This is a genomic window from Xanthomarina sp. GH4-25, from assembly GCF_045363175.1.
Lineage (GTDB): Bacteria > Bacteroidota > Bacteroidia > Flavobacteriales > Flavobacteriaceae > Xanthomarina.
Map to the genome: position 1 here is coordinate 17,393 of NZ_JBJFLO010000011.1, position 25,787 is coordinate 43,179.

Annotated in this window: 15 protein-coding genes and 1 tRNA gene; 9 read left to right on the top strand and 7 right to left on the bottom strand. The window is 32.5% G+C overall.

Translation table 11 applies throughout. The annotated features are described in order from the left end of the window. Nucleotides 1-6: 6 nt before the first annotated feature. The 7 genes from ACI5KZ_RS14170 to ACI5KZ_RS14200 form a co-directional block, all read right to left on the bottom strand. Nucleotides 7-1,992, bottom strand: coding sequence for a monovalent cation:proton antiporter family protein (locus ACI5KZ_RS14170; RefSeq protein ID WP_109310172.1), 1,986 nt, complete (start codon nt 1,990-1,992; stop codon nt 7-9). Nucleotides 1,993-2,164: 172 nt separating this feature from the next. Beyond that, nucleotides 2,165-3,733, bottom strand: coding sequence for a M28 family peptidase (locus ACI5KZ_RS14175; RefSeq protein ID WP_406847997.1), 1,569 nt, complete (start codon nt 3,731-3,733; stop codon nt 2,165-2,167). Nucleotides 3,734-3,829: 96 nt separating this feature from the next. Beyond that, the gene (locus ACI5KZ_RS14180) at nt 3,830-4,873 is read right to left on the bottom strand and encodes a M28 family metallopeptidase (RefSeq protein ID WP_406847998.1); all 1,044 of its coding nucleotides are present in this window, start codon (nt 4,871-4,873) and stop codon (nt 3,830-3,832) included. A gap of 68 nt (nt 4,874-4,941) precedes the next feature. After that, nucleotides 4,942-5,343 carry an FUSC family protein gene (locus tag ACI5KZ_RS14185; protein ID WP_109310169.1) on the bottom strand — a complete coding sequence of 134 codons (402 nt, stop codon included), beginning with the start codon at nt 5,341-5,343 and terminating at the stop codon, nt 4,942-4,944. Nucleotides 5,344-5,348: 5 nt separating this feature from the next. Next, entirely contained in the window at nt 5,349-6,128 is a 780-nt protein-coding gene (locus tag ACI5KZ_RS14190; RefSeq protein ID WP_406847999.1) for a DUF3108 domain-containing protein, read from the bottom strand. A gap of 67 nt (nt 6,129-6,195) precedes the next feature. Then, on the bottom strand, nt 6,196-7,122 hold the full coding sequence (locus ACI5KZ_RS14195; protein ID WP_406848000.1) for a transporter: 927 nt from the start codon (nt 7,120-7,122) through the stop codon (nt 6,196-6,198). Between the two features lie 166 nt (nt 7,123-7,288). After that, nucleotides 7,289-7,373 (bottom strand) — tRNA-Ser (locus tag ACI5KZ_RS14200). Between the two features lie 180 nt (nt 7,374-7,553). On the opposite strand from ACI5KZ_RS14200, the gene ACI5KZ_RS14205 reads away from it, so the two are divergent. From ACI5KZ_RS14205 to ACI5KZ_RS14245, 9 genes are all read left to right on the top strand, one after another. Beyond that, complete coding sequence (locus ACI5KZ_RS14205) at nt 7,554-8,186, top strand: NAD(P)H-dependent oxidoreductase (RefSeq protein ID WP_406848001.1); 633 nt, start codon at nt 7,554-7,556, stop codon at nt 8,184-8,186. A 28-nt stretch (nt 8,187-8,214) separates the two neighbouring features. After that, nucleotides 8,215-9,408: a DegT/DnrJ/EryC1/StrS family aminotransferase gene (locus ACI5KZ_RS14210; RefSeq protein WP_406848002.1), complete on the top strand. Its 1,194-nt coding sequence runs from the start codon at nt 8,215-8,217 to the stop codon at nt 9,406-9,408. A gap of 400 nt (nt 9,409-9,808) precedes the next feature. After that, nucleotides 9,809-12,610, top strand: coding sequence for a tail fiber domain-containing protein (locus ACI5KZ_RS14215; protein ID WP_406848003.1), 2,802 nt, complete (start codon nt 9,809-9,811; stop codon nt 12,608-12,610). Nucleotides 12,611-12,624: 14 nt separating this feature from the next. Then, complete coding sequence (locus ACI5KZ_RS14220) at nt 12,625-13,587, top strand: hypothetical protein (protein WP_109310165.1); 963 nt, start codon at nt 12,625-12,627, stop codon at nt 13,585-13,587. A 190-nt stretch (nt 13,588-13,777) separates the two neighbouring features. Next, entirely contained in the window at nt 13,778-17,659 is a 3,882-nt protein-coding gene (locus ACI5KZ_RS14225; protein WP_406848004.1) for a two-component regulator propeller domain-containing protein, read from the top strand. A gap of 111 nt (nt 17,660-17,770) precedes the next feature. Further along, entirely contained in the window at nt 17,771-17,908 is a 138-nt protein-coding gene (locus tag ACI5KZ_RS14230; RefSeq protein ID WP_165815853.1) for a hypothetical protein, read from the top strand. Nucleotides 17,909-18,011: 103 nt separating this feature from the next. Beyond that, nucleotides 18,012-18,830, top strand: a complete 819-nt coding sequence (locus ACI5KZ_RS14235) for a DUF4412 domain-containing protein (RefSeq protein ID WP_109310163.1) — start codon at nt 18,012-18,014, stop codon at nt 18,828-18,830. A gap of 20 nt (nt 18,831-18,850) precedes the next feature. Further along, a complete protein-coding gene (locus tag ACI5KZ_RS14240) occupies nt 18,851-19,603 on the top strand; it encodes a hypothetical protein (RefSeq protein ID WP_109310162.1) in 753 nt (250 codons plus the stop codon). A 147-nt stretch (nt 19,604-19,750) separates the two neighbouring features. After that, the gene (locus tag ACI5KZ_RS14245; RefSeq protein WP_406848005.1) at nt 19,751-25,765 is read left to right on the top strand and encodes an HYR domain-containing protein; all 6,015 of its coding nucleotides are present in this window, start codon (nt 19,751-19,753) and stop codon (nt 25,763-25,765) included. The last annotated feature ends 22 nt before the right edge of the window (nt 25,766-25,787 follow it).

Sequence of the window (25,787 nt, forward strand, 5' to 3'; positions counted from 1 at the left end):
CGTATTTTAATTTAGAATTCTATGAAATTCTTCAATAGCTTCTTGTCTTCCACTTACATATAACCTATCATTTTGATATAGTTTTTCGTTAGGTTCAATGTGTTCAATAACATCATCTTTACGCTCAATTGCTAAGATGTTAATACCATATTTTTTTCTAATATTTAACTCCTGAAGTGTTTTTCCTATTATTCGTCCACTATCGATGTTTACTCGTAAACAAGTAATATTTATATTAGGAATTTTATTAGAAGTAAAGGTGTTTGGGAGTTTCTTTTTAGAGTTAAATATCCCATAGTTATCGGCTCTAATTCGTTCAATAAATTCGGAAATATCATTTTCTGGCACTAAAAAATCGTGTAAAACACGAGAAAATATTTCTATAGAAGTTTCAAATTCTTCTGGAATAACATCGTCTGCACCATAAGCTATAAGATCTGGGATTTCCTTGACATAGCGTGTTCTTACAACCAGATACACCGAGTGGCTGATGTCTCTAATATTTCTTATTATAGTCCTTGTTGCTTCGGCATCTGAAATGGCTACCACCACAGAACGTGCTTTCGATAAATTGACAGTTTCCAGCATGTGAGGTTGCGTGGCGTCTCCATATAAAATGGGAATGCCATTAGCTTTTTCTCGTTTTACAGTTTCAGCATTAAATTCGATCACTACATATGGAATGTTACTAAATTGCGATGCTTTTGCTAGATTGGAACCATTAATTCCAAAACCAATAATTACTAGATGATTGCTTAAATCGATTTCTACATTAGCGTTTACATCTTCAGTGTTTTCTTTTGAATTTGAAGCTAAAGCTTTAGCTATTTTGGAATTTAAAAACCGGTCTGAAATATTTTCAGAAAAAATGATTACAAAAGGTGTGAGCAACATGGTAACAATAGAAACAGCTAAAAAGTATTGATTGGTTTCAGCTGATAATAAGTTATATTCGATACCTACTTTTGAAAGTATAAACGCAAATTCACCTACTTGAAATAAAGACAAACCTGTTATTAAAACGGTTCTGGATGGGTATTTTAATACAGCAATTGCCAATGCTGTAATGGACGATTTGACAATTAAAACCACCAAAACCAGTAGCATAATAACACCAACATGGTGAATAAAGAAATCTAAATCTAGTAACATTCCAACTGAAATAAAGAAGAAACTAATAAATAACTCTCTAAAGGGTAAAATGATGCTTGTTGCTTGATGGCTATATTCGGATTCTGAAATAATCAGTCCTGCCATAAATGCTCCCAATGCTAATGATAATCCAGCCTGAGAGGTTAAAAAGGCAACTGCAAAACAGATGGTTATGGTTGTTAATAAAAACAACTCCTTATTATTAGTTTTAGCAATAGCATACATAAGTTTTGGAACCACATAACGAGCACTTAAAATAGTAATAACAATAACCACAACCGATTTTAATAATAAAGTTAATATACTAGCTGTTACATTGGTGCTTTCTCCAGCAATAATAGGAGTAAAGAGCATCATGGGTACCACAATAATATCTTGAAAAATTAGAACAGCCAAAGCATTTCTACCATGGAGTGTAGACATTTCGTTTCTATCTTGAAACACTTTTAAAACAATTGCTGTACTGGAAAGTGAAAACAAGAAACCAATAAATACAGATTCGTTCCAAGTATTCCCTAAAAAATAATAGCAACTTCCAGCAATTAAAACAGTTACCCCAACCTGTAAAGAGCCTCCAATGAAAACTGTTTTTTTCATAGAAGCTAATTTTTTTATAGAAAGTTCCATGCCAATAACAAACAGTAATAATATTACACCTATTTCAGAAATAATTTCAACTTCTTCAACAGCTTTAACAAGACTTAAACCATAAGGTCCAATAATAACTCCAGTAATTAAAAAGCCTAAAATAGATGGGAGTTTGGCACGTTGCAATAGAAAAACTATAACTACTGAAAAACCTAATAAAATGAGTATGTCTTGTAATAAGGGTATGTGCATTTATAATTCTTTTCTATAAGATTAGTGTGTACGTTTAATATACTTGTAAAAGTAATTTATTTTTATAATTTCAACTACTTCTAAAGAGCATTCATTTATTTTTTTAAAAGAAAAAGCTGTTTAAAAAGAATACTTTTTAAACAGCTTTTAAGGTTTATTCTACTAAATATTGTTATTCAGTTGCTTTATCTACAACAATTCTATTGTCTCTATTTGCTAGTTCCCACGCTGTATAGAATATTAATCTTGTTCTGTTTTGTAATAAGTCATATCTAATCTTATCTGGTGTATCTGTCGGTTTATGATAATCTGCATGAGTTCCATTGAAATAGAAGATAACAGGAATATTGTTTTTAGCAAAGTTATAATGATCACTTCTGTAGTAAAAACGATTTGGATCATCATCTGCATTAAATGTATAATCAAATTCCATTTGCATATACTTATTGTTTACTTCTTCTGAAATCGTATGCAATTCAGAACTTAATTTATCACTTCCAATTAAATATACATAATTCCCATCACCATCTTCATGTTTTGGATCTACACGACCAATCATATCAATATTTAAATTTGCAACCGTATTTGCTAATGGAAAAATAGGATCAATATCTGTGTAGTAACGAGAACCTAAAAGGCCTTTTTCTTCTCCAGTAACATGTAAAAACACAATGGATCTCTTTGGTCCTTGTCCGTTTTTAACTGCTGTTTTAAAAGCATCTGCTATTTCTAACAACGCAACCGAACCAGAACCGTCATCGTCGGCACCATTGTATATTTCTCCATTTTTAATTCCTTCGTGATCTAAATGGGCAGAAATAACTATGTATTCTTCTGGTTTTTCTGAACCTTTAATTATGGCTGCAACGTTTTCTGAACTAATTTGTTCAGAAACATTTTTATATTCTAAACGTACAGGCATCTTGATAGTCTGATTTTTTTCTTCTGTTTCAATGCTTGGTAAGATGTTTTTTGCTAAATCGGTGTTGACTAAAAAGTAATACATGTCGTCTGCATTCCCTTTTAAAGATATAGCGCCACTAGCTCCTCCAAAACGAGCTGTTGCCATAGCATAAATTTCAGGATAATATACTAATAAAGCTGCTGCTCCTTTTTCTTTAGCTATGTCTCTTTTAGAAGCATAAGCTTGTCTAAAGTTAGACCATTTCGAGCCTTCTTTTGTTCCTGTAATAACATAATTTCCATCTGCATCTATAGGCTCTCCAGATTTAATGAAAACAATTTTACCTTTGATATCTAAATCTGTATAGCTTGAATATGCATCGTCTTCAATTCCGTATCCTGCATATATTATTTCATTAGTATTTAATGAACCATCTTTTGGAGATGATATTGAAACAAAATCATCAACAGTTTTATAATCTTTATTGTTTACAGAAAAAGAAACATCTGGTGCTCCTAATTTTTCTAATGGAACATTTTGGAAGTAATCGTTATTAGACTGAGCTGCAGGGATACCCAATGCGATGTATCTTTCTTTTAAGAAATTAACTGCTTTTTTCTGTCCTGGATCTCCAGTTCCTCTTCCTTCAAATTCATCTGAAGCATAAATGTATAAGTCCGTTTTGAGCTGTTCAGAAGTAATCGTTTCTGCATATTCAGTAACATCTAATTGTTTTGATGCTACGGTTGAGCTTGTTTGAGATGTTGTGTCGCTCTTTTGAGTACCACAAGCAAAAATAAGCCCAGTACAACAAATAATTAATAAAGCTTTTTTCATTGAAATTCTATTTAGTTATGTATTCAGACAAAAATAATCAAACCAAGTAGGTTGGTTTGGAGTATTTAACAAACTTTAACACCAAAATATGGTATTTTACAAGTTTTCATTTAAAATTAATCGGTTCTCCCGATTTGCTAATTGCCAAGCGGTTGCAAAAATTAACTTGGTTCTTTGTTGAAGTAAGTTGTAGTTTATTTTATCTGGTGTATCTGTGGGCTTATGATAGTCTTCATGAACGCCATTAAAATAAAAAATGACTGGAATATTATGTTGGGCAAAATTATAATGGTCGCTTCTAGAGTAGTAATGATTTTTATCTGTTTCTGCATTATACTTGTAATCTAATTCTAAATTTACAAATGCATTGTTTACTTTTTCAGATATTAAATGTAATTCTTTACTTAATCTATCTGCTCCTATAAGATAGATATAGTTTTCTTGATTTATATCTTCATGATGTTTATCTACTCTTCCAATCATATCAATATTTAAATTGGCCATGGTTTTATTTAAAGGAAAAATAGGGTTTTCTGTATAAAATCTTGAGCCTTCTAAACCAATTTCCTCAGCAGTTAAATGAAGAAATAAAACTGAACGTTTTGGTCTATGCCCTTCAATTGAAGCTAACTTAAAAGCTTGAGCAATTTCCATTAGAGCAACAGTTCCAGAGCCATCATCGTCTGCTCCATAATAGATTATGGAGTCTTTTATTCCAAGATGATCATAATGGGCAGATACTATAACAACTTCTTCTGGTTTTTCATTTCCTTTAATAAATGCTAAAACATTTTCTGAAGCTTTTGTTTCATCAAGAAAATAAGATTTTGGAATGATTTGAAAATAGATAGAATCATTAATCGGTGAAGTGATGTCTTCAGAAATATAATAATTTTTTAAAAATTCGGCAGCTTTTTTTTGTCCTATTTCTCCAGTTCCTCTACCTTGAAATTCATCACTTGCATATTTGTATAAATGTTTTCTTAGTTCTGGTACAGTAATGGTGTTAGCATATCTGCTAATAGTGGTACTATCGTTTATCTTAATATTATTATTAAGTGTTTCAATTTTTGTGCTGTACTTAGACGTAGCACAAGAACCTACAAGTGAGAATACGGTAACAATTAATAAAACTTTCATTAATAAATAGCTTACTTATCATTCAAATAAACTAAAAAAATATTGATAAAGAAAAGTTATTTTTAGTTTTATTCTATTTCAAGTTCTTCAAGACCAGCTTCTTCAATATCAATTTCATCTACAGGAACATCTTCGAGGTCCATTTCATCAAAATCTAATCCTTCAAGTTCCTCAATGGCATTCTCTTCAGATTTCTGCTCTCTTTCTTGTAGTTCTTCCGTATTACCAACTTCAACAGTATTAAATAAGGATTTATAAGTTGAGATTGAAAGCGATATGATAGTTAATAAAAAGATAAGTTGAACGGTTTTTTTTGAGCTATTCTCTTTATTAGAAAAATAGAAAGCACCTAATGCAAAAATAAAAGCTACAATGGCAGGGAAAAACGCCAAATTAGAAACGGGTAAAACGGATAATATTAGTGCTAATACTGCTGCAATAAGACCTAAAACGATACATAATTTTTTCATAATATTTAATTTTTAAGACCCGTTGCAGATTTAATTTTTAATTCTCCATTACCAACAGCTACTTTAAATTTTGCATAAACTGGGATTTTGTTTTCATCTGCTGTCAACCAAAGAATGTTATCGTTATTACCTTTTAAAACATTGCTATTTTTTATAGAAATAGATAATTTATAACACGTTTGGCTTCCTATATTAGTGGAAATCGATTCTTTGCCTAAATAATTAAAAACAACTTCTGTAGGTTTGTTGTCGAATAATACAGTTAATGTTTTTGAAGACCCAACAGAATAATTCTTTAAATCTAAAGTTCTTAAATAATAAATAGTTGAAACAATATCTTTGGTATTACTCGATATGTTTAAGGTTTTATTTTGGTCGTAAGTTCCTCCAGATTTCTTTTTCTTTTTTATTAAACTAGCAACAGTTCCATTGGAATGACTGTATTTGTACTGAACAAATTTTGAATAACCACCTTCATAAATATCTCTTTTATAAAGATAAGGTCTAACAGAAGTAGGACTAACATAACTTTCGTATAAATCTCTAATCTTAAAGAAGCTGTCCCATTTGCTATACGTTGTAGCTGTACATTTCAAACGCAATAAAGTGGCTTTTGAAGTTTTAACCTCGCTAGTTACCATATTTACTTGAGCAAGTTCTGTAAGAACACCAGACATATTATATGAAGCTGTAAATGTTAAGTTTTCACCAGCTTTAAAAGCATTGTTTTGTGAATAGCCAATTGTGGAAATAATTAAGGCTAAAATGAAATAGGATTTTTGCATTTAGATATATGTTTTTTTTATAACGTAGGTATTATCATTTATTGTGCCGAAAATAATTATTCTTATTTTAGAAAATGGCAGACCATCCTAAAATAAAACCATTTGTATTTGCTCCAACATCTTTTAAGGTAAGTGTTGTGCCGTAAGCAAATTTAATTGATTGCTTTTTAGTAATAGGCATTCCGGCAGAAAGACCTCCAAGAAAATTTCCACGTTCATCGTCTTTATGTTGTCTATTCACGATAGAATTACCTCCCAATCCATAACCAAAACTAACAGTTGTCCATATGCGTTTTTTGAATTTTCGTGTAAGATGTGTTTGCATGGCAAAAAGAGGTTCTTGTTTTCTTGTTTTATCAATATAGAAATCGTTGTTATTAGTATACAAAAAGACTGAGGTAGATAGTTCGTAAGACCAAGCTCCCCAATTATGCGTCATTCCAATTTGTGGTCTAAAAACAAAGGTATTAGATCCTATGTTTAATAATTTATCACCATAGTACTGTCCAAACGGAAAACTAATAGCAATTGAAGCACCTACTGTTGTATACGTAGGATTGTCTTTCAAAAACTCTTGTAATTCTTTTAAACTCATGGCTTTTGGTCCTATAAAATTAAGTGATAGTCTCAATCGAGGATCCGCAAATCCATTTCTAGAGATTTCTTTAGGTTCTCCATTTAATAAGCCTTCCCATTTAGCAAACGTATAAGGAATTAGAACATCAATTCTCGCTTGTTTATTGCCAATTCTAAAAGGGCGTACATATTGTAACGCAAAAGAGTTTACGGTTACTGTAGCATTCTCAGCTTGTAAAACAGGATCAAATGCAATATCGCCAAAGACATGGCCAAACCCACCACCAATAGCATTGCTACCTAAAGGCATGGATGTCCAACGTCTTGGTTCAATATCTTGAGAAAATACAGGATTATAAACAAGAAAGAACAAAAGTACACAAGTTGTTTTGCTAATTAATGATAAAGAGTTCCTCATATTAATTTATTTAACCATCAAATGTAAACAAAGTTTAAAAATTGACCATTAAGAGATTGATAAATATTGTACAGCTAAATCGATTTAATTTTTAAAATTAAACTGTCAACTAAAATGTAACAAAAAAAACAAACCCTTGTAAATCAAATATTTACAAGGGTTTTAGCGGAGAAAGAGGGATTCGAACCCCCGGAGGTGTGACCCTCAACAGTTTTCAAGACTGCCGCATTCGACCACTCTGCCATTTCTCCTTGAGTGTCTCATTAGGTATCCCTAATTGCGGGTGCAAATATAGAACCCTTTTTTGATTCTTTCAAATAAATAAACTGAAAATTTTTAAAGATTTTTTAAAGATCAAAGAATATTTTGATTATCTGCTAGTTGAAACAAAATGCAAGTAGTATTTTTGCTATTCTTATTATTGAAATGAAATGGATATAATACATCAATTGCAATGGCGATATGCCACTAAATCATTTAATTCTACTAAATATTTACCTGAAGAAAAGTTAAGTGTGCTTTGTCAAGCGTTTAATTTAACTGCTACTTCGTATGGGTTACAACCTATTAAATTGGTTGTTATAAAAGATAAAAAAATACAATTAAAGTTGGTTGAACATTCCATGAATCAATTACAAATAGCACAAGCATCGCATGTTCTAGTTTTTTGTATTGAAACCAATATAGATGAAGAATTTGTTTTAGAATATTTTAATCGGGTTCATAAATTACGTCAAACCCCCAAAAACATCTTAAAACCATTTCAAGATTTTTTAATTTCAGATTTTGAAAATAAACCTTTGGAAGAAATTGAAGTATGGGCAACCAAACAAGCGTATTTAGCTATGGGTAATCTGTTGACTGTTTGTGCTTTGGAAGGTATTGATTCTTGTCCAATGGAAGGTTTTGCTCCTGAAAAATACGATGAAATTTTAGGGCTAAAACAACAAGGATTAAAATCCGTTTTATTGTTGCCAATTGGTTATCGAGACGAGGATGATATGTTTGCCGATTTTAAAAAAGTTAGAAAAGAATTACCAAACTCTGTAATTCACTATAATTAATTTAATTTTAAAAATTAATAAAGAAACTATGCCAGGATTTGAATTATTTGGAGATAAAGAACGAAACGAATTAAACGATGTTTTAGACAATGGTGTTTTAATGCGCTATGGTTTTGATGGAATGCGAAATGGTCATTGGAAAGCTAAAGAACTCGAACTCGAACTTGAAAATCAATTACAAGTAAAACATGCTCAGTTAGTATCTAGTGGAACAGCAGCAGTTTCTGTAGCATTAGCATCTGCTGGTATTGGATCTGGAGATGAAGTTATTATGCCAACCTTTACTTTTGTGGCTAGTTTTGAAGCTATCATGATGCTTGGAGCCGTCCCTATTTTAGTAGATATTGATGATACCTTAACATTAGATCCAAAAGCTGTAAAGGCAGCAATAACTCCAAAAACAAAAGCCATCATGCCAGTACACATGTGTGGTAGTATGGCAAATATGGATGCATTGCAAGCCATTTGTAAAGAACATCATTTGCTTTTGATAGAAGATTCTTCGCAGGCAACAGGAGCAACATACAATGGTAAGCCTCTTGGTAGTATTGGTGATTTGGGTTGTTTATCATTAGACTTTGTGAAAATTATTACAGCTGGTGAAGGAGGAGCAGTCTTAACAAATAATGAAAAATTCCATACCCATGCAGACCATTTTTCAGATCATGGTCACGATCATAAAGGCAATGATCGTGGTGCAGAAACCCACCCGTTTTTAGGATATAACTTTAGAATTTCAGAATTGCATGCAGCTGTTGGATTAGCTCAATTAAGACGTTTGGATGAGTTTGTAGCCATTCAAAAGAAAAACTATACCATTTTTCGTGAAGGACTTTCGACAATTCCTGAGGTTACTTTTAGAACTGTTCCAATAGGAGGTGAAGAAAGTTATTCGTTTTTAAGTTTCTTTTTGCCAAATTTAGAAACAACCAGAAAAGCGTCTGCTGCATTAAAAGAAGCTGGAGTAGATGCCTGTTTTCATTATTACGATAATAGTTGGCATTATATTCGTGAGTGGCAACATCTTAAAAAGTTAAAAACGTTGTACCCTTTATCTCAAGAGGTGAAAGACGGACTTGATTATCTTCAAACGAAAACTTTTGAACAATCAGACCATTATATTGGAAGAAACATTTCCTGTTTAATAAAATTATCTTGGACCGAAGCAGAAGTTAAAGTACGATTGGAAAAGATGGTTGAGGCTATTAAGAACAGTCTTTAAAAATTCCAAATTAGCAATTAATCTACTGACTACAGAATCATGTATTTTTTACCTTTTACATATAATGGTATTGAATTGTTTTTTTTATAACATTCTAATACTAAATTCTCCTCATAATTTCAGTGTGTTTTAAATAGAATTTGCAATCGTAAATTACTAAAGCACTAAAACGTGTTTTATTATTTTTTTATAGAGGTGTCACTGCTTACATTCAAATTTTTATTTTAAATGTAACAATAGTTGCACCTTTTGTAACATACGTGTTATACTTCTTATTTGTTTACCTCTACTTTTACTAAACATTAGATATCTACTTGAATCATTACCGCTTAGAGAGGGTTTTTATTAATAAATCTATTCAATAAATTAATTATAACATCTACAAGTAACACATAAAGTTATGAAACATCTCATCACATTACTCATCACCTTATTAATTTCAGTAATAAGTTTTGCACAACAGGCTATAAACTACAAAGCCATCATAAAAGATAATTTAGGCAATGTCATAGCGAACCAAACCATAGACGTACAATTAGCTATTTTAGAAGGAACAACAAACGTTTACCAAGAAACTCATGCACCAACAACAGATGCTCATGGATTAATCGTTCTGAATATTGGTGAAGGCACTACATCGGATGACTTTTCTTCTATAAACTGGGGAACAGACGATCATTTCTTAAACGTACAAATAGATACAGGTTCTGGCTTGGTAGATTTAGGATCTACACAATTTATGGCAGTGCCTTATGCACTTTATGCCGAAACTTCGGGTTCTGGTGGGAATGCTACTGGTTTAGAAGCTCTAGATGAAGGTAATGGTATTGGTTGGCGAATAGTAGGTACAGATGCTACATATTATAATAATATTGGAAATAGAGCAGTCGATTTAAGTTATGGAGGAGATGCAGGTTATGACGCAGGACTTGGCGCTTATGGCACAGGATCAGTTGCCATGGGTCAATACACTTCAGCAGGTAATGGATCGGTAGCTATGGGCTATAATTCAACTGCGTCTGGACAATATGCAACAGCTATGGGAAATGTAACCACAGCATCGGGGTTATTTTCAACAACAGCTGGTTTTTATACAACAGCATCAGCTCCATACTCAACAGCATTTGGAAGCAGTACCATAGCCGATGATCAAAATAGTTTGGTGTTGGGAATTTTTAATGATAACACAACAGCAAGTAATACTCTTTTTCAAATAGGGAATGGTACAAATACCAATAATCGATCTAATGCTTTTGTGGTTGATAATGATGGGATAATTACAGCACCAAGCTTCGACATAGCAGAAATAACAGATGATAAAGCTTTAATTACTAAAGAGTTTGCAGATGCTAACTATTCTGGAGGTGGTTCTGGTAGTAATCCTACAGGTTTGGAAGCTTTAGATGAAGGGAATGGCATAGGTTGGAGAATGATAGGTAGGAATTCTAACAATTATGGTAGTATAGGATTGAATAGTATTGATGTTTCATTTAGCGATATCAATTCTACAACTAATGGTGCTACAGGTAATAACTCATTTGCTGTTGGAAGAAGAGCTATTGCTTCAGGAAATACGTCAACAGCATTAGGTATGATTAATAATGCTTCTGGAGATTATTCCACAGCAATGGGAAGAGAAACAATTGCGTCTAATGATGTTTCTACAGCTATGGGTTTTCAAACGACTGCATCTGAAAGTTATTCTACAGCTATGGGTTACGGTACATTAGCATCTGGTTCAACTTCAACTGCAATAGGATCTTTTACAGTAGCTTCTGGAATAAATTCAACAGCAATAGGGGAAACAACAAATGCCTCTAGTAGAAGTGCCACAGCAATGGGACGGGGAACAATAGCAGATGATATATATTCAACAGTTGTGGGAACATTTAACGATAATACAACATCTACAACGTCTTTATTTCAAGTTGGTAATGGTGGCAGTACGAGTACTAGAAGTAATGCTTTTAACATAGATTCAAATGGTGCTATTACTGCTCCAAGTTTAGATATTTCAGAAATTACTGATGATAAAGCGCTAATTACTAAAGAGTATTTAGAAGTAAATGCATCAACAGCAACTGGTTTAGAAGCTATAGATGAAGGTAATGGTATAGGTTGGAGGTTAAAAGGTAGAGATCCTGAAAAATATGGAAATATAGGATCGAATGCTGTTGATTTAAGTTACTCTTTTTATGCTTCAGACACAAACGGAGCATTGGGAATTAATTCATTTTCAATAGGTAATGAGCCAAGTGCAACTGGGATTAGTTCAATTGCAATGGGAACTTACGCAAATGCTTCAGCATATGGTTCAATGGCGTTCGGATTTAATTCTGATGCTGCTGGAGAAAACTCTGTAGCTATAGGGGTGTATGCAAATGCTTCAGCAAGTAATTCTATGGCATTTGGATATGGAACCATAGCAGACGATTATTATTCTACAGTAATAGGCAGGTATAATGACGCTAATATATCATCTCAAACATTGTTTCAAGTAGGAAATGGTACTGGTACAGCAGATCGCAGCAATGTAATCACGGTTTTACAAAATGGTTATACATCTGTAGGTAAACATAATGAAGAGCCTACTACAGATTTTCAAGTATATCATGATAATGGAGGGACTGAGAATGGGTTTAAATTACTAAACAAAGGTGCTAACAAAAATTGGTGGCGTTTTTATACGCTTAATAGTAACGGTTCCCTTTATTTGTATTCTAAAGCTGGTGGTAATACCAATCCAGTAGGTTCTTTTAACAGCACTTCCGGTGTGTATTCTGCCTTGTCTGATAGACGCGTTAAAGACAATTTTAAAGACCTGTATTTTAACTGGCAAAATTTTATGCAGTTAAAGCCCTTAACCTATCATTATAATACCGATAAAAATAACCAATCACAAATTGGTTTTGTTGCCCAAGATGTAGAGTCAATTTACCCAGAATTGGTGAATTACAATAAAGAAGTTGACCTTTATCAACTTAATTATTCAGGATTTGGAGTGGTAGCTATAAAAGCCATACAAGAATTAAAGAAGGAAGTCAAATCACTATCAGAAGAAAATATAAAACTAAAAACTTTACTAGCAAACCAAAACCAAGCTAGTACAGACCAAGCGGTAGTTTTACAAACACTTTTAGATAGAGTAGAAGCTTTAGAGAAAAACACCTCAAATACTCATTTGAAATTAGTTAAAAACTAAAAAATAGAGTAAAAATGAAAAAAAATATATTAAAACTCCTTTTTTTACTAGTAGTTCTTTTTGTTTACAATTGCAAAAACGAAAAAAAAGTAGAATCTATTTTAGAGCCTCAGGTTGAGATAAAAGAAGTTGTAACTGAAGCTTCAATTGTTATCGATGTCATTACTAGAAGCATGGAATTTCAGTCGGTAGATACCATTTCTTCAGGGTGGAATACGTTTAAGTACCAAAATCTCTCTAACGAAACACATTTCTTTTTATTAGATAAATACCCTGAAGGCAAAACGATAGAAAACACGATTACTGATGTTGTGCCAGTATTTGTAAAAGGCATGGATTTAATAAATCAAGGGAAATCTGAAGAAGGGTTTGCTGCTTTTAGCGCATTGCCACAATGGTATTTTAATATTGTTTTTAGTGGAGGTGTTGGTTTAATAGCGCCTAAACATACTGCTATAACAACAATTAAGTTAGAGCCTGGCTATTATATCATGGAATGTTATGTAAAAATGCCAAATGGCACATTTCATTCAGCCATGGGAATGGCAAAACCTATTATTGTAACTGATGAAGTGAATGATCACTTACCTCCAGAAGCAAACATTAACATAACACTTTCTGGTGAAGATGGTATCAGTTATGATAAGCCTATAACTAAAGGGAAACACATTTTTTCTGTTTTTGTAAAAGACCAAAAACCACATGAAAATTTTATTTGGCACGATGTCAATCTAGTAAAGTTAGAAGAAACTGCCAATGAAGATACTTTAGAAGCATGGCTGGATTGGTCAGACCCAAAAGGGTTAATAACACCAGTTCCTAAAGGGGTGATCTTTTTAGGAGGTGTTAACGACATGCCTGCAGGAAGTACAGGTTATTTTTATGCCGATCTAAAACCAGGTAAATATGCATTTATTTCAGAGGTTCCTAACTCAAAAAGTAAAGGCTTATTTAAAGTTTTTAATGTACATGATTAATAGTAAAGTATTTAATATTGTTCTAACAAATCATTTTAAAAGCTGGAATGTTCTCTACATAATAAAATTTTTTTAGCCTCTATAAAAATGAAAAATAATACACAATTAATGACTGCTATATTCACTTCTGTTTTATAACTTTTTTTATCAACAGTTTTTTTAGTATGTTTAAGTAATTAACTCTTAATTGATGAATTACTTTAGAATACTTTTTATATGTTGTTTTTCTTGTGTTGCTTTTGCGCAAAGTAATAAGCAAGTAGCGTTTAGGGAGTTAACAGTTGCTCAAGGTCTTTCACAAAATAGTGTTGTTAGTATAGCTCAAGATAGTTTGGGTTTTATGTGGTTTGCTACACAAGATGGATTAAATAAATATGATGGGAGAGAGTTTACACATTACAACATTCAATTTGAAGATGTTACACGGCCAACATTTAGTAAGTTAGGAAAAATTTACACAGATAAATCTGGTACACTTTGGATTATCAGTAATTCCGGAATTCTTCAGAAATATGATATAACTTCAGATAGTTTTAAAGTTTTTAATACGTTTAAAAATTCAAGTATTGTTTTTCAAAATAAGAATTTAGATTATTTTATTGGAACCTATGGAAGTGGTTTGTTTAAGATTGATAATCAATCTAAAGATACTATCCAGTTGCTTCAAACTAAAGATAAAACAATAGATACTTACGATATTATTCAATATGGGGAGCATCAATTAGCAGCAACTTCAAAAGGTGTTTTAACCATTGAAGGGGACGCCTATAACTTTAAACAAATTCCAGGTTTTGAAGACACTAATTTTAGCTCCTTGGCTCTATCGATAGATGAAACACTTTATTTAGGCAGCTTTAGCGATGGTTTATTTGTAAAGCATAAAACGGATGATGCTTTTAAACAATTTAAAGGTTTTTCAACAGATGTTTTGCCTACGAATCTAATGATACAAGATGTATTAGTTGATAAATATCAAAAATTATGGTTGGCTACCTATGGACAAGGGCTTTTTATTATTGATTTTGAACAAGAAACCATACAGCATTTTTTAGCTAATAAAAACGATCCATATGCTTTGCATTATAATGATGTTTTGTGTTTGTTTAAAGACTTTACAGGAACCATTTGGTTGGGCACAGATGGTGCAGGATTAAGTTATTTTGATGAATATTTAGTGAAATTTAATGTGTTGACTAATAATCAAATGCCTAAAGATATTCATGTTGATGTAATTCGTGCTATTGCAGTAAATGATGATGATATTTGGTTAGGAACTTCAGGAAAAGGACTCACAAAAATAAACACTAATAATCAAGAACCTATTACGTTTACAACCGATAATTCGAATTTAAGCGGCAACCGGATTATGAGCTTGTTGTACTATAATAAAGATTTATGGATTGGACATCAAACACATGGACTTCAAAAAGTAACTCAGACAGGAGACATGGTTTCTTTTTCAGAAATAGCGTCGTTTACTATTTGGAAAATATATGAAGCTTCAGAAGGAAAGTTATGGTTATGTACTAGGAATAATGGCCTGATTTTATTTGATCCTGAAAAAGGAATTATAAAACAATTCAATCAGGAAAACTCAAATTTAACATCAAATAACATTCGTACCATTGAAAAAGGAGGTTTAAATACATTTTGGATTGGAACAGAAGATGCAGGCGTATTTAGATTAGACACCAATACAAATTCTATAGAAGACATTAAGATTGTTTTAAACCCAATAAAATCTTTATATTTTAATAAAGACATCCTTTGGATAGGCACCAATGGGAATGGTTTAATTAAATATCAAATTTCTACAAAAAAAGTCACAACTTATACCAAAGAACAAGGGTTGCCAAACAATGTTATTTATGGTATTTTACCAGATAATCAAGGGGATTTGTGGTTGAGTTCTAATAAGGGAATCTCAAAATTTCATATTGAAAATCAAGATGTAACATTAGAGAATTATAGTAATTACGACGGTTTGCAAGCTTTTGAATTTAATACAGGAGCCTATTTTAAAGATGCCAATGGCACGTTATATTTTGGTGGTTTAGAAGGCTTAAATTGGTTTAACCCAAATCAATTAGAATTTAATCCAACAAAGCCAAAAACAGTCATTACTAATTTTGAGGTTTATAACAAAAAAAGAAAATTAGAAGACCATTTAAAATTAAAATATAACGAGAACACCATTACTTTTACGTTTTCATCGCTACATTTTTCGCAACCAGAAAGAAATCAATACCAATACCGATTAATTAATAACGACGAACAGTGGATTTCATCTGGAAATAATAATAAAGCGCATTATACCAATTTACCACCCAATAATTATCAATTTCAAGTAATATCAAGCAATTATGATGGTGTTTGGAACACCAATCCAGATACGTATTCTTTTACAATTTTAGAACCTTGGTATGCAAATACGTTGGCTAAAATTACCTATCTGTTATTATTTATAATTTTTATTTTAAGTCTTTATAATTATTTGAAGTGGCGTTGGCACATTAAAAATCAATTACGATTAGAGCATGAAGAAACAGCACGTTTAAAAAAATTAGACGAATTAAAAACAAAATTATACACGAATATTTCACACGAATTTAGAACGCCTTTAACATTAATTTCGGGACCTATTGATAACCAATTGGCTAAACCAGAACTTTCAAAATCCGATAAAAAAGAATTGTCATTGATCAAACAAAATGCAGATAGACTACTTAAACTTGTCAATCAGATGCTGGACTTATCCATGTTAGATTCTGGACAGATTAAACTAAAAGTCTCACAAGGCAATCTAGGAGTATTGTTAAAACAAATAGTTAGCGCATTTCAGTATAAGGCAAATAAAAATGAAACGGAAATAAAATCTAAAATTCAGAATTTAGACCTGGTTTGGTACGATAAGGATATTATAGAAAAAGTTATTTCAAACATATTATCTAATGCTGTAAAGTATGCGCCAAAGGAGAGTGTTATTCAGTTTGAAGCCAATAAACAAGAAGGTATGCTAGTTGTATCTATAATTAATGAAACACAACATGTTAGCAAAACAGATTTAAGCAAATTATTCCAACGTTTTTATCAGGATAATACATTATCTGAAGGTGTAGGTGTTGGCTTGGCATTAGTTAGAGATTTAGTTACATTATCAAAGGGTACCATTATTGCAAATAATATTGACGATAATAAAATTCAGTTTACCATATCGCTACCAGTTAATAAAACGGCTTTTAATGAAACAGAATTAATTCTTAATACAGAAGAACCAAACAGTCCTGAATTTTCAGACAATAATAAAAATATAAATACAGATAAGCCAACAGTTTTAATTGTAGAAGATGAAACCGATATTCGTACTTTCATCGTTTCAACCTTTAAAACAGATTATCAAATTATTGAGGCTGCAAACGGTAAAATTGGTGAGGAAAAAGCACAAAAAAACCTGCCAGATATTATTATTAGCGATATTATGATGCCTGTTCAAGATGGTATCGCATTATGCCATGCTATTAAAACTAACGAACTTACCAGTCATATTCCAGTTATTTTACTAACAGCAAAAGTAGGTGAAGAAAATGAAATTGAAGGACTTAAAATTGGAGCAGATGCCTATGTTACAAAACCTTTTAATAGCAAAAAATTAAAAATTAGAGTTAAAAAACTTATAGAAAGTAGGCAGCAACTTCAAAAACATTTCAGTAAAACCTTAAGTATTAATCCAGAATTGGCTATTACCTCTACAGAAGCAGAGTTTTTAAAACGAATGCAATTAGTTTTAGATAAACATATTACCAATTCTGAATTTACAAGCGATGCTTTTAGCAAATACATGCATGTAAGTAGAACACAACTACACCGAAAATTAAAAGCCATTACAGGAATGACAACTAGTGAGTTTATACGTTCTCAACGATTAAAACTGGCAGTAGAACTTCTTAAAAAATCGGATGCTACGGTATCTGAAATTGCCTATCAAGTTGGATTCAACACACCTTCATATTTTATAAAATGTTTTAAGGACACATACAATACAACTCCAAGCGAATACATCTCGAATTCCTAATAAATAAGGAAATTTAAAGCTTCTGAAACATATCTTCTAACTTTTGAAACATATCTGGTATTCAAAGGTTGAACTCTCCTATACATTTATCACTCCTTAAAGAATAGATGAATGAAAAGTATTTCAAACAGCCAAAAAGAAGAAGACGATAAAATTTATTTAAACATCGACCATCTTAAAAACGGGCAATATGAACTTAAGATTTTATTAAATAATAAAGTCATTAAATCGGTTAAGATTATCAAATGAAAATACAACAATTTAAAAGCTACAGGCAGATAGTTTCTCTATGGACTTGTAGCATTTATTATTAATAAAAAAAACTTGAAACAATTAAAAAAAAACAGATATTATGAAAAATATACTAACAATCATTATTTGTGTTTTTTGCGTATTTACAGCAAAGGCGCAAATCTTTGATAGATTGGCTAATAAAGCAGCAAACTCTGCAGAACGAGCTTTGGATAGAAAAGTAGAGCAAAAGGCCCAAAAAGAAACAGATAAAGCTTTCGACTCCGTTTTTGAAGGAAATAATTCTAAAAAATCTAAACCTTCTAAAAAAGAGGCTGAAACTACAAATAATAAAACTCCAGAAAGCATCTATAATTTTTCACATAAATATGTGATGCAAATGGAAAGTGATAAATACAAAACAACCTTCACGTATTACTTAGCTAAAGATGCTAATTATTTTGGTAACACTATTGAAAATGCCAGCACCATGGTAAACGTTATGGATTTAGATAAAGCAACCATGTTTATGTTTACCGAGGCTGGCGGAAGAAAAATGCTGATGTCCACATCTTTAAATCTAAACGACTTTGTGGACGACGATCAATCGTCTAATAACGATGTAAAAATTGAAAAAACTAACAATACTAAAATCATACTTAACTACACCTGTAGAGAATATAAAGTTACTAGTAAAGATTTTCACGGAAGTTTTTGGATTACTAAAGAAGCAGATATTACGTTTCCAAAAGGCTTTTATAATATGGATAATAAAAACAATCCCAATCAAGAATGGATGAAAGATGTGGATGGTTTAATGCTTGAAATGGACATGACTGTAACCACAAAAAAGAAACCAGAAACACTAAAAATGACATGTGTGGCATTGGATGAAACTGATTTTTCATTAAACACAAAAGATTATAAAAAATTCATGTAAACAATTAAAATAATACACTTATGAAAACATTACAAAAAAATACTCATTTAGCATTATTTATGGCACTACTATCAATTTTAGCTGTGTCTTGTACGACAGATTCTCTTGATCCTAATGAGGAAGAGCAACAACAAACATATCCATTGGATGATTTACAAGGAGATTGGATTAGAATAGGAGGGAATAACCCTGTCAATAATGGCATGAAAATTAATGTCAATACAGATTTGGGGAAAATTACAGATCCCCAACAATCAGGTTTTATGATTGGAGACATTAAATGGTATAATATTGTCGGGCAAGGTTCTGGAAATTACACACATGAAGAGCTTGGAAGCGACTATAATTACTATCCTGCAACTATAAAATTTGGAGTGGACGATACTTTACGCGTCAATGTAAATAATTCAGGAGCAGGAAATATACAAAAATGGGTACGTCAGGCTAATTTCACACCTCAAAGTGTGTATTTGGAAGTCTTGCAAGGCGAATGGATTCGTGTTGGAGGCAATAACCCTGTTAATAACGGAATTGTAATTGAAGTGGATGAAGTTACAGGAACAGTGACAGATGCTGCATTATCAGATTTTAATATTGATGATATTAAATGGAAAGATATTTATGCTTTAGATGGTAATAGTTTTATATATGAAGAATTAGGTAGTGATGATAATTATTATCCAGCTGAAATGGAATTAGGCCCTGCAGATACTTTAAGAATTGATGTAAACAACAGTGGAGCAGGTAATATCCAGAAATGGGTGAGACAATAATTTTAATTGTAACTCAATTAATTATAAGCTTTACCTTAAAGAACATTTAAACCTATTAAAGTTTCAGGTTTCAACATTAACATGAAAGAGTTTTGGCTGACTTTTCATCATAAACTCATTTTCTATTACAACTTTAAAATAATTATTATGAAAAGACTAACCACTTTAAAATCAATACCATTTATTGTATTATTAAGCTTGTTTAGTTTATGGTCAACTTGTGTTTTTGCGCAAGCACCAACGACACCTTCTAGTAATTTGTCTATTTCAGGTGTTGATGGGAACCGTTTTAGTGTGAATTTTACAAGAGGGAATGGCGCAAAAAGGATTATGGTTGTAAAAGCAGATACTCCAGTTACTGCTATTCCTATTGATGGAACGGACTACCTTGCTGGTACTTTTGGTGTAGGAAATGAGATTGCACCAGGTGAATTTGTTGTTTATGAAGGAACTTCTAATAATTTTACAATAACGGGATTAACACATTCAATAACCTATTATTTTAAGATTTTTGAGTTTAATGGGAGTGATTTTTCAACGGAATATTTAACATCCAGTTATCTTGAAAGTAATCAAGCCACACTTACTAATCCTTCAATTCAAGCTAGTAATATTAGTTTTAGTAATGTATTGGGCAGTAACATGACAGCTAGTTGGACCAATGGTTCTGGTACTGGACGTATTCTTATTGCACGAGCTAATAGCCCTGTAGATGTTGAACCACAAAATTTAGTGAATTATAATAGTTATGGTGGAGGTTTCGGGAATGGTACTTACGAAATAGGTACAGGTAATTATGTGTTATATGCTGGTGGGGGAACAAGTGTTAACATCTTTAATATTGAGCCCAACACGACCTATTATTTTGCGCTTTATGAGTATAATGGAAGTAACGGAAAAGTCTATTTAACTTCTACATCTGTAACCAATCCAACTCAAGGAGCTATTGCTGACCAAATTACCCTTGCGTATCCAACAATTAACACCAATGCCATGACTTTTAGTGGTATAGATGGTAATAGGTTTAATTTTTATTCTAGTGGTAGTCAAAGAGGAAATGGAGAAAAAAGACTAGTAATAGCTAAACTTGGAAGTCCAGTAACAGCTATTCCAGTAGATGGTTATGAATATACAGGGAATACTTCATTTGGAGCTGGTCATGAATTAGCTACAGATGAATTTGTAATATTTAGTGGTACAGGTAATATTGGTCACACGCTAACTAATTTAAATCCATATACTACGTATTATTTTAAAGTATATGAATATAATGGTTCAGGAACAAATACCTATTATTTGAAAACAAATGATAGTAATGGAGACCCAGTTCTAGAGGTAAGTCAATCCACCCTTAGCTACCCTGTCACTCAAGCAAGTAATATCACTTTTAGTAATGTATTGGGCAGTAGCATGACAGCTAGCTGGACCAATGGTTCTGGTGTTGGACGTATTCTTGTTGCACGGGCCAATAACCCAGTAGATATTGAACCACAAGATTTAGTAAATTATAATAATTATCGTGGTGGTTTTGGTACTTCTACTTACGAAATAGGCACAGGTAATTATGTATTATATGCTGGTGGTGGAACAAGTGTTGATTTATTCAATTTAGAACCCAACATTTCCTACCATTTCTCACTTTTTGAATATAATGGAAGTAATGGAAAGTTATATTTAACCTCATCTTCAACAATCAATCCAATTCCTGGAACCACGTCTAGTCAAATAACAAATGCCTATCCAACAATTAATTCCAATACCATGACTTTTAGTGGTATAGATGGCAATAGGTTTAATTTCTATTCAAGTGGCAGCCAAAGAGGCAATGGCGAGAAAAGACTCGTGATAGCTAAACTAGGAAGCCCAGTAACAGCAGTTCCCGTAGATGGATTTGAATATACTGCTAATACAACGTTTGGAACCGGCCATGAATTGGCAACCGATGAGTTTGTGGTATTTAGTGGTACTGGTAACATAGGTCATACACTAACTAATTTACAGCCATATACAACCTATTATTTTAAAGTGTATGAGTATAATGGGACCGGTACAGAAACATATTATTTAACAACAAATGATAGTAATGGAGATCCTGTTTTTGAGACTAGTCAATCCACCCTTAGTTATCCTGTCACACAAGCTAGTAATATTACTTTTAACAATGTATTAGGTAGTAGTATGACGGTTAGTTGGACCAATGGTTCTGGCGCTGGTCGTATTCTTGTTGCACGAGCCAATAGTCCAGTAGATATTGAACCACAAGATTTAGTGAATTATAATAATTATCGTGGTGGTTTTGGTACTTCGACTTACGAAATAGGCACAGGTAATTATGTATTATATGCTGGAGGTGGAACAAGTGTTGATTTATTCAATTTAGAACCCAACATTACTTACCACTTTGCACTTTATGAATATAATGGGAGCCACGGAAAGCTATATTTAACTTCATCTTCAACAATCAATCCAATCCCAGGCGCAATTGCTAATCAAATTACGCAATCCTATCCAACAATCAATGCTAATATCATGACTTTTAATGGTATAGATGGTAATAGGTTTAATTTTTATTTAAGTGGTAGCCAAAGAGGAAATGGTGAGAAAAGACTCGTGATTGCTAAACTAGGAAGTCCAGTAACAGCAGTTCCCATAGATGGATTTGAATATACTGCTAATACAGTGTTTGGAACTGGTTATGAATTGGCAACCGATGAGTTTGTGGTATTTAGTGGTAATGGTAACATAGGTCATACACTTACTAATTTACAACCACATACAACCTATCATTTTAAAGTGTTTGAGTATAATGGCTCTGGTACAAATACCTATTATTTAATAAACAATGATGCTAATGGAGATCCGGTTTACGAAACAAGTCAGGCAACAGTTTCTTATCCAACAGTACAAACAAATAATATTTTTATTAATAGTAAAACCACAACATCCTTTAATGTTAATTGGACTAATGGCGATGGTTCTGGACGTATACTTATTGCACGTGCAAATAATCCAGTTGATGTAGAACCACAAGATTTAGTGAGTTATAGCAACTTTAGTGGAGGTTATGGAAATTCAAATTATGAAATAGGAACTGGAAATTACGTTTTGTATGGTGGAACAGCCATTTCAGATAATGTGTATAATTTACAACCAGGAACTAATTATCATTTTGCGCTTTTTGAATATAATGGAAGCTCTGGAAAAGCCTATTTAAGACCTGGATATACGTTTGAAGCCGAAACTTATGGAGAAAGACCAACCATTCAAGTCTCTAATATAGAATTTGAAGATATTGGAGCGACCTCTATGCTTGTTAAATTTACTAGAGGAAATGGTTCTTCACGTTTAGTTGTTGCTAAAGAAGGCACGCCAGTTGATGTAGAACCATCAGATTTTACAACTTATTTGGCTGATGGTAGTTTTGGTGTCGGAGAAGAAATAGGCACAAATAATTTTGTGGTATACAATGGTACAGACGATGAATTTCAGCTATCAGATTTAAATTTATCAACCAATTATCATTTTGCTTTCTTTGAATATGCCATCAATCAAAATGGTGAATTGTATCTAACACCTGGAAGTACAGCTTCACAAGCAACACCTAATCCACCAACAGTTATTTGTAGTGACTTAAATTACACACCTCCTTGTGATAGTGATGTGATATTAGATTGGATTGGTGGAAATGGCGAAGGCCGTATCGTTATTTTAAGCGAATCGCTTTTAAACACGACACCAGTAAATGCGACAAATTATACTGCAAGTTTTGATTATGGTTTTGGAGATGCTATTGGCAATGGTTTTATTGTTTTTAAAGGTTCAGGAGAATTGGCTCCACCTAATTTATTGCAACAATTAACCAATTATTATGTCAATATATACGAGTATAATGGTACGGAGGAAGATCCTATTTTTAATATGACACCTTTGCAAGGTCTTATAGGTGATATTACTCCTCCAAATGTTATTTGCGAAAACATTCAAGTGGTGTTAGATGCTAACGGAAATGGGTCTATTACTGCTGATGATGTAGGTTCGGCTTCAACGGATAACTGTGGAATCGTTCTGTCGGAAATTGATATAAGTGCGTTTGATTGCTCTCATTTAGGTGAAAACGATGTTACTTTTACTGCAACCGATTCTTATGGAAATACAAATAGTTGTGTAAGCACAGTTACGGTTATTGATGAAACTGTACCTGTAGTTATCACCCAAAACATAACCATTCAATTAGATGTTAATGGGAATGCTACTATAGCTGAAGATGCTGTAAATAATGGCTCAACAGATGCTTGTGGTCCTTTAACTTTCGATACTGATATCACGACGTTCGATTGTAGCTATCTAGGAGAAAATACAGTTGTGTTAACCGTTACAGATGGCAGTGATAATTCTGCTACCGAAACAGCTATTGTAACAGTTGAAGATTCTATAGCACCAACTATCATTACCCAAAACATAACCATTCAATTAGATGCTAATGGAAATGCAACTATAGCTGAAGATGCTGTAAATAATGGCTCAACAGATGCTTGTGGTCCTTTAACTTTCGATACTGATATCACGACGTTCGATTGTAGCCATCTAGGAGAAAATACAGTTGTGTTAACCGTTACAGATGGCAGTGATAATTCTACTACCGAAACAGCTATTGTAACGGTTGAAGATACTATTGCACCAAGTATTAGTTCGGCAGGAAATATAAATACAGATACTTCAAACGGAGACTGTAGCGCTACTTTAATAATTCCAGATGCAACTTTAGCTGACAATTGTCAAAGTAATTTATCGTGGATAATGTCAGGAGCTATAAGTGATATTGGATCAGGGCAAATAGGTACTTATACCTTTCCATTAGGCGAAACTACTATTACTTATACAAATACGGATGGTTCTGGAAACTCAGTATCTGATGTAACATTAATAACTATTTCAGACACCGAAAACCCTAGTATAGTAGGATTACCTTCAAACATATCTGTTAATAACGATTTAGGAGTTTGTGGAGCAATAGTAAATTGGACAGAACCAACAGCTACAGATAACTGTTCAGTTATGAGTTTTGTTCAAACGATAGGTTTAACAAATGGCAGCACGTTTCCTTTAGGAATTACTACAATAACGTATGTTGTGACTGATGGTAGCAACAATTCGTATTCAGATAATTTTACTATAACAGTTATAGATAACGAACCTCCAAGTTTAACTTCCGTGTCCGATTTTAATGTGACACCAACATCTGGATGTGATTTCACAATTCCTGATTATACCAGTTTGGTAACCATTTCCGATAATTGTTCAGTAAATACCATTTCTCAATCACCTCTAGCAGGAACGGTTATTAGTAATCATGGAACAACTCAGGAAATTATTATAACAGCCGTTGATGACTCTGGAAATTCAAATAACACAACTTTCAGTATCACAATTTTTGGAACAAACACCTATTATGCTGATTCAGATGGAGATAACTATGGCGATTTTAATAATCCGATTCAAGACTGCACCACACCAACCGGTTATGTAGAAAATAGTTTAGATTGTGATGATACTAATAATGCGATTAACCCAGACGCTACTGAAATTGAATGTAATGACATTGATGAAAATTGTAATGGGATGGAAGATGACAAGGACACGATCAGTCCAGTGTGTCTAACTCAAGATATTACCATTCAACTGGATGAAACAGGTAATGCAACCATATTAGCTACAGATATTGATAATGGATCGTATGATAGTTGTGGTATTGATACTATGGAAGTCAGCCCTTCAAGTTTTAATTCATCAAATGTTGGAGAAAATACAGTAACATTAACAATTACAGACTTTTATGGTAACAGTGTACAATGTACAGCAACGGTAACTGTAGATGATCCAACTCTAACAATAGTAGAAAATGAATTAGAGGCTATTACAAGTTTTCCAAATCCATTCAACCAAGAGGTAACGTTTGTAATTCCAAACAAATTATTAAATAACAGATTCCAAATCATCTTATACGATTTAAACGGAAAGGAAATCATAAACACGATTAAAACATTAGAAAGCACACAATTAAAAATAACTAATCTGAATAATCTACAAGAAGGTATGTATCTCATTAGGTTGATTAATACATCTAATGGTCATACAACTCATCGAAAACTGATAAAAAAATAAACTAAAAAACCAGCAAGTTTAT

What these genes read in the sequence shown, in the direction of transcription:
- ACI5KZ_RS14170 (WP_109310172.1), bottom strand. Translation starts at nt 1,992, where the DNA reads ATGCACATACCCTTATTACAAGACATACTCATTTTATTAGGTTTTTCA.
- ACI5KZ_RS14175 (WP_406847997.1), bottom strand. Translation starts at nt 3,733, where the DNA reads ATGAAAAAAGCTTTATTAATTATTTGTTGTACTGGGCTTATTTTTGCT.
- ACI5KZ_RS14180 (WP_406847998.1), bottom strand. Translation starts at nt 4,873, where the DNA reads ATGAAAGTTTTATTAATTGTTACCGTATTCTCACTTGTAGGTTCTTGT.
- ACI5KZ_RS14185 (WP_109310169.1), bottom strand. Translation starts at nt 5,343, where the DNA reads ATGAAAAAATTATGTATCGTTTTAGGTCTTATTGCAGCAGTATTAGCA.
- ACI5KZ_RS14190 (WP_406847999.1), bottom strand. Translation starts at nt 6,128, where the DNA reads ATGCAAAAATCCTATTTCATTTTAGCCTTAATTATTTCCACAATTGGC.
- ACI5KZ_RS14195 (WP_406848000.1), bottom strand. Translation starts at nt 7,122, where the DNA reads ATGAGGAACTCTTTATCATTAATTAGCAAAACAACTTGTGTACTTTTG.
- ACI5KZ_RS14205 (WP_406848001.1), top strand. Translation starts at nt 7,554, where the DNA reads ATGGATATAATACATCAATTGCAATGGCGATATGCCACTAAATCATTT.
- ACI5KZ_RS14210 (WP_406848002.1), top strand. Translation starts at nt 8,215, where the DNA reads ATGCCAGGATTTGAATTATTTGGAGATAAAGAACGAAACGAATTAAAC.
- ACI5KZ_RS14215 (WP_406848003.1), top strand. Translation starts at nt 9,809, where the DNA reads ATGAAACATCTCATCACATTACTCATCACCTTATTAATTTCAGTAATA.
- ACI5KZ_RS14220 (WP_109310165.1), top strand. Translation starts at nt 12,625, where the DNA reads ATGAAAAAAAATATATTAAAACTCCTTTTTTTACTAGTAGTTCTTTTT.
- ACI5KZ_RS14225 (WP_406848004.1), top strand. Translation starts at nt 13,778, where the DNA reads ATGAATTACTTTAGAATACTTTTTATATGTTGTTTTTCTTGTGTTGCT.
- ACI5KZ_RS14230 (WP_165815853.1), top strand. Translation starts at nt 17,771, where the DNA reads ATGAAAAGTATTTCAAACAGCCAAAAAGAAGAAGACGATAAAATTTAT.
- ACI5KZ_RS14235 (WP_109310163.1), top strand. Translation starts at nt 18,012, where the DNA reads ATGAAAAATATACTAACAATCATTATTTGTGTTTTTTGCGTATTTACA.
- ACI5KZ_RS14240 (WP_109310162.1), top strand. Translation starts at nt 18,851, where the DNA reads ATGAAAACATTACAAAAAAATACTCATTTAGCATTATTTATGGCACTA.
- ACI5KZ_RS14245 (WP_406848005.1), top strand. Translation starts at nt 19,751, where the DNA reads ATGAAAAGACTAACCACTTTAAAATCAATACCATTTATTGTATTATTA.